Here is a 5,918-nt window from a genome sequence, read left to right on the forward strand (position 1 = left end):
GGCGGCTTTTCTTATTGAAGTAACGGGGCAGGTTTGTTTAAGTAGGAAAATTGATAGTTTAGAAAGAAAATAGTAATCATTAACTTCCTAAGTGGGTGAAAAGTTGACTGTAAAACAAAATGAAATTAAGTTGGTTATTGGTGCAGGGGAATATAATAATAATCCTGGTTGGCTACATACACAGAAAGAAGAATTAGATTTATTAGACGAAACTACTTGGCAAAACAGGTTCCATAAAAGTTCAATAACAGCTATACTTGCTGAACACGTATGGGAACACCTTACCTATGAAGAAGGTATACAGTCAGCGAAAATGTGTTTTAAATATTTAAAGCCTTCAGGCTATATTCGTTGTGCAGTACCTGATGGTTATTTTCGAGATGAGTCTTACCAAAATATTGTACAGGTTGGAGGACCAGGACCAATAGACCACCCGGCATTTAGTCATAAAATCGTTTACAATTATAAAACTTTGAAAAAAATGTTTGAAACAGCTGGTTATCAAGTTCAATTACTGGAGTATTGTGATGAGGAAGGGAATTTTTATCAGAATTACTGGGATGGAGTTGATGGTGTTATTTTTCGTTCCAAGAAATATGATCCTCGAAACCAAGGTGATAACCTTGTTTTTCCTTCGCTGATTATTGATGCTGTTAAACCATATCATAAAAGTTTGTGAAGAATTGTACTTCAACTATAGGGTGCAAGAGTTAAAGAATGGGATGGCGATCTCATTTTCTTTTTGTGCTAACAAAGTAGAATAGTTGAATAAGAAAAATGGAACCAACTTAAGTAAAAAAGAGAGATAAACTGAGTTCATCTCTCTGTTACTTCTTAAAGAAATCCTAAAACTTGGTGTGGGATATAAGGTGCTTCAAGTTTATTAATCTCATCTGGTATTAGTTTGATATCTATGGCAGAAACGGCATCTGTTAATTGATGAATTTTTGTCGCGCCGACGATAGGTGCTGTAACAGGCTGTTTTTGTAGTAGCCACGCCAATGCAATTTGTGCTTGAGGCACTCCATGATTTTCTGCAACTTCTTTTACAGCTTCCACTCATTCTCTTTATCCATGTTTATTCTATTTTTTATAAATGGCATTAATTGCTTTACGTAATCTTCTGGTTGGGTAGTTTGATTTTGCATTCAATATATCGCAGCTCCATAAAGTGCCCAGCTTAACATCACCGTAAAAGCCTCCACCTCAGTTTTGTTTTGGTTAGACCATTGCTTTTGTGCCAATTCTGAAAAAAAGCTTGAAGTTCCTTTTCCAGGAAAAGGAATTAATTATTTTCTTGATTGTGTACTTGTTGAATGCCCTCGCTGTCATCGTATGCTAAGATAATTGATCATCCTTACGACCTAGGGTGGCGGTTGTTTTGTGAAAAGTGTGGTATAACGCGTTCTATACATGTTGTTAGTATCGGTTCAGAGAACTATGGTGAATTTAGCTTATGGTTAAAGACTGATTGCTGTGGATATTCTCTTTGGGCTTAAATTTTAATGAAAGAAAGAGACCTTAAAGCATCTCTGATGAATATGGAGGAGCAAAAATGAAGAAGAAAGTTGCCATAATCGGTGGGGCTGGAACCATTGGAACCATTTTACGAAATGGATTTCGGACTAAATATGACATTGTCATCCTTGATAAAATAAAACCTAATGAACAAAAGAATTTTATTCAGGTCGATGTCACGGATGTTGAACAGTTACTAAAAAGCATTCCAAAGGATTCAGATGTCCTTATCAATTTACTCAACATTAAAACCAAAAATGAGTTAAAAAATATAGCCGAATTTCATAAGATGATTGAGATTCACTTAATGTCCTCTTTCTACATCATGCATGCGGCACTCCAATTAGGGATTCCAAAAGTAATTTTTGCCAGCAGCAATCATACAACGGATTACTACGAAGCTGAAGGGATTTCAAAATTAGGAAGGGAAATACAACCGGGGATTATCCATTCTCCAATAGTCTTTATGGGGTGCTGAAGCTTGCCTCAGAAAATATTGGACATATCTTAGCTCGTAACCCTGATCAACCGCTATCTGTCATCAATATACGAATTGGCAGTGTTCCAAAAGAGGAAAAGAAGGCAGTCAGGGAAAAGAAGCGATTGCACCGGACTCTATTATCCCATAAAGATACCGTCCAGTTGTTTGATTTAGCCCTCGAATCCACAGTCAAATATGGAACGTATTATGGTGTTTCTGATAATCCAGGAAAACCATGGTCCACTGAATCAACCTGGAAAGAGCTCGGCTTTGTTTCAAAGGAAAATGCACTTGATATATTAATTGCACTTGATATATTAATGAAGGGTCATCATGAAGAAAATCTTCAATGAAGAAACGAAACAGCAGCCAGTATGTAATATCTGGCTGCTGTTTGGTATAAGGCCTAAATAGGCATTACGGGGCACGATCATTCGGATTACATTTTCGAAAACAAATGATTGGATAATGGCTGATACAAATACACCCATAAAAATAAATGGAATGGCTTCTAAAATAATACTAAGAAAAATGGTATTTACATTAAAAAACGTACTAGGGAGTCTAGTAAAAAAAGAAAGGTTTGCTAATTCCTCCGCAAAAAGAAATAGCAAAAGGAATAAACAAAATAATAGTAAAACGAGGCTATCTCTTACCATCTTATTTATAAAGCTCACAACCATTCTACCTCCTCAAATCTATCATTCCTATCATATGGATATGAAATTCTAGTTAACTATGTCATTAAAATTTGATAATTGACATAAATAAATAATCGTTATAAGATTTAATTCGTAATAATTACGATTTAAATATTGCTACTAATATTTAAATATACAATATAATTATGCTTCATAAATCGTAATAATTCCTAATTAAAGATACCTTGGAGGTAAATGAACATGAAAAGACTGTTAGTCCTATTAGTTATTTTTCTATTAATGGTAAGTGGATGCTCAAACACAGCTTCAACGAAAAGTGAAAAAACAAGTGAAGGATCTAAAAAACTGCAAATTGTCACTACTTTTTATCCAATGTACTATTTTGCAAAAAAGGTAGCAGGCAACTCAGCAAACGTGGAACTATTAATACCAAATGGTGTAGAACCACATGATTGGGAACCGACAGCAAAGGATATGGCAAAAATTCAAGACGCTGATGTTTTTATTTACAATAGCCAATACTTTGAACTTTGGACTGAAAAGGTATTGAAAAGTATTAACGATACCAATTTAAAGGTTGTTGAGGCTTCCAATGGGATTAAATTGATGGATGCACTCGAATCAGAGGATGAGGAGGAACATGGTCATTCGGAACATTCATCGTCTAAAGATCCTCATGTCTGGCTTTCTCCAGTTCTAGCTCAGCAAGAAGTAAACAATATTGCTAAGGCTTTAGAACAGGCAGATCCCCAAAATAAAGACCAGTTTCAAAAAAATGCAGAGGCTTTAAATGGGGATCTAGCTGATTTGGATCACTTATATAAGGAGACTATCGATAAAGCTAAGAGGAAAGAATTTGTTACACAACATGCTGCATTTGGATACTTGGCAAAACAATATGGACTGACACAAATTCCTATCGCAGGATTGTCACCCGATGTTGAACCAACATTAGGAAAATTAACTGAATTAACAGAGCTGACAAAGAAGAAAAATATCAAAGTTATTTATTTTGAGGAGATGACATCTTCAAAAGTGGCAGAAACGTTAGCTAAAGAAATAGGTGCTAAAACAGAAGTATTCAATCCCTTAGAAGGATTAACGAAAGAAGAGCAACAACAAGGATTAGACTATATTGGTGTTATGAAAAAAAATCTAGATGCATTGAAATTATCGCTTTTTTGATTAGTTATCTAATTTGGAGTTTATAAAAAAGTTTTTGATTTCATTAATTTATCTAATGGTTTACGCTGCTTTTTTCTGCTTTTCTTTTTGACCTAAAAAGGCAAAGTTTAGTGGGAATTCATTTTAAAAGAGTAAATTTTCTAAAAATAAAATGATTAAAATAACAAAAATTTGATATTAAGCTTGACATCATAAAAAAGAAGCAGTAAAAAATGTAAAAATGATTATAAGTATGGATGTGGAGAAGGAGAAATTCATAAGTTTGGTAAAAGAAGAGCATGCCAGATTTGCAAGGTTACGATAATTTTATAAGGTGCTTTTAGACAGGATAGTGTGCATGAGGGGAACTTGTGAAACATTGTACTTACACTAACTTGTGCAAGAGTTGAAGATCCGGCTGCCAGTTTTGGTGGCTTTTTCTTATTCAGCTAACGGGGCTGTTTAGTGCAATAATGAGTCGAATATTTCTTTAGAGAATTAGGGAATTATAACTGATAAAACAAGGTTGTTTTAATAATGGAGGAACTAAAATGGACACCAATAATAACAGATTGACATCTACGGAAATCACAAATTTATTCACACAATATATTCAGGAAACGATGTCTATTTGTGTTAGTAAATATGTGTTAGACACAGTTAGGGATTCCGAGGTTCTTTCACTGTTCGAATTTTCTTTGCAATTATCTATAAAACACGTAAAAAAATTAAATGAGTTTTTCGATAAAGAAAATTTCCCTGTACCAGACGGTTTTACAGATAAAGATGTAAACCAAGAAGCTCCCCCCTTATTTGTAGATAATTTCTGGTTACACTATTTACATACAATGAGCAATATTGGATTATCTAGTTATAGTCTTACTTTAGCTACCTCAATACGCCCAGATATTCGGGATTTTTATTTTCAATGTAATATTGATGCAATGGAAATAGACAATAAATGCGTTGAAATTCTTTTATCAAAAGGGCTTTATGAGAAACCTCCTTATTTTTCCAATCCTAAAGAGGTTGAATATATCTCAAACTTAGGATATTCATTAGATGTAATTGGTAAGAAAAGACCATTAAATACAGCAGAGGCTGGTAACATCTTTTTTAATTTAAAAAAGACCAGTTTAGCAAAGGCAATCTCTGTAGGTTTTAGTCAAGTTACTAAAAATAATGAACTTCGGAAATATCTTGAAACGAACATAAGTGATATTAATAAGAATTATTCTGCTTTTTCATCATTATTACAGGCGGAAAATCTTCACGTTCCCAAACTATTGGATACATATGTAACAAATTCAATAGTCTCACCCTTTTCAGATAGATTAATGGCATTACTAACTGGTTTTCTAACATCAGCTGCAATTTCGTATTACGGTACTGCTTTAGCTGCAAGTTTGAGGATTGATTTAATAGGTCAAAACGAGAAAGCAATAATAGGGATACTAAAACAATTAACCAAATTTGGAAGTGTTGTCATAAACAATGGTTGGGTTGAAAAACTTCCCGAAGCTGATGACCGTAAAGAATTACCTGTTAATTGAATAATTTTACTTTTTTAAAGGGTGAAGAAAATGTAGTGAACCTAGTAGAGGATTTGTCTTATTCGGCTTCCAATACTATGTGTAATCCCTGGTGTTATTGTAGGTATTAGCATAAAGAAATGCATACAGTTTTTTATTTAAAAAGTTGTTAAGGCAACCTTTTATTATTTTTGAAACATGTTTGTGAAATAATGCACAAAACTAATGGGGGCAAGAGGTAAAGAGTGGGATGGCTGTGGCGCTCTCCATTTTTATTGTACTAACGGGGCAGGTTAGTACAAAAAAATAAGACTAGCTTATTTAAACTTTAAGCTAGTCTTTATACTACCCATATTATTAAAATTGGTGATCATGGGAGTAGTGATGATGATCCTAATCAGAACTTGACTCAACATCGTGTTCATGGTTGTGTTCTTGAAATTAATAAAAAGTGTATGAACCTCACAATTTGATGCAACGTGGATTGACCGATGACTTTAGGAACGGCGACCGGTGCCGCGACGGCCAGTGCCGCGACGGCCAGTGCCCCGACCAGTACCA

The 5,918-nt window shown here is 34.3% G+C and carries 4 protein-coding genes and 2 pseudogenes; 4 read left to right on the plus strand and 2 right to left on the minus strand.

Annotation, left to right across the window (positions count from 1 at the left end):
* Positions 1-103: 103 nt before the first annotated feature.
* Positions 104-679: a class I SAM-dependent methyltransferase gene (locus V7161_RS19500; RefSeq protein ID WP_335714573.1), complete on the plus strand. Its 576-nt coding sequence runs from the start codon at positions 104-106 to the stop codon at positions 677-679.
* Positions 680-834: 155 nt separating this feature from the next.
* Here V7161_RS19500 and V7161_RS19505 read toward each other — a convergent pair.
* A pseudogene (locus V7161_RS19505) lies at positions 835-1,059 on the minus strand (aldo/keto reductase); the annotation flags it as partial.
* A 496-nt stretch (positions 1,060-1,555) separates the two neighbouring features.
* Here V7161_RS19505 and V7161_RS19510 point away from each other — a divergent pair.
* Positions 1,556-2,352 (plus strand): annotated as a pseudogene (locus V7161_RS19510) (NAD-dependent epimerase/dehydratase family protein).
* Here the strand turns inward: V7161_RS19510 and V7161_RS19515 are convergent.
* On the minus strand, positions 2,317-2,676 hold the full coding sequence (locus V7161_RS19515; RefSeq protein ID WP_335714574.1) for a permease: 360 nt from the start codon (positions 2,674-2,676) through the stop codon (positions 2,317-2,319). The pseudogene V7161_RS19510 and the gene V7161_RS19515 overlap by 36 nt on opposite strands.
* 225 nt (positions 2,677-2,901) lie before the next feature.
* Between V7161_RS19515 and V7161_RS19520 the strand changes: the two genes are divergently transcribed.
* Positions 2,902-3,846, plus strand: coding sequence for a metal ABC transporter substrate-binding protein (locus V7161_RS19520; RefSeq protein ID WP_335714575.1), 945 nt, complete (start codon positions 2,902-2,904; stop codon positions 3,844-3,846).
* A gap of 530 nt (positions 3,847-4,376) precedes the next feature.
* The gene (locus tag V7161_RS19525) at positions 4,377-5,378 is read left to right on the plus strand and encodes a DUF3231 family protein (RefSeq protein WP_335714576.1); all 1,002 of its coding nucleotides are present in this window, start codon (positions 4,377-4,379) and stop codon (positions 5,376-5,378) included.
* Positions 5,379-5,918: the final 540 nt, after the last annotated feature.

The organism is Neobacillus drentensis (genome assembly GCF_036965425.1).
GTDB lineage: Bacteria > Bacillota > Bacilli > Bacillales > Cytobacillaceae > Neobacillus > Neobacillus drentensis_F.

Coding starts and splice junctions, on each gene's coding strand:
- V7161_RS19520 (WP_335714575.1), top strand. CDS start 2,902: ATGAAAAGACTGTTAGTCCTATTAGTTATTTTTCTATTAATGGTAAGT.
- V7161_RS19525 (WP_335714576.1), top strand. CDS start 4,377: ATGGACACCAATAATAACAGATTGACATCTACGGAAATCACAAATTTA.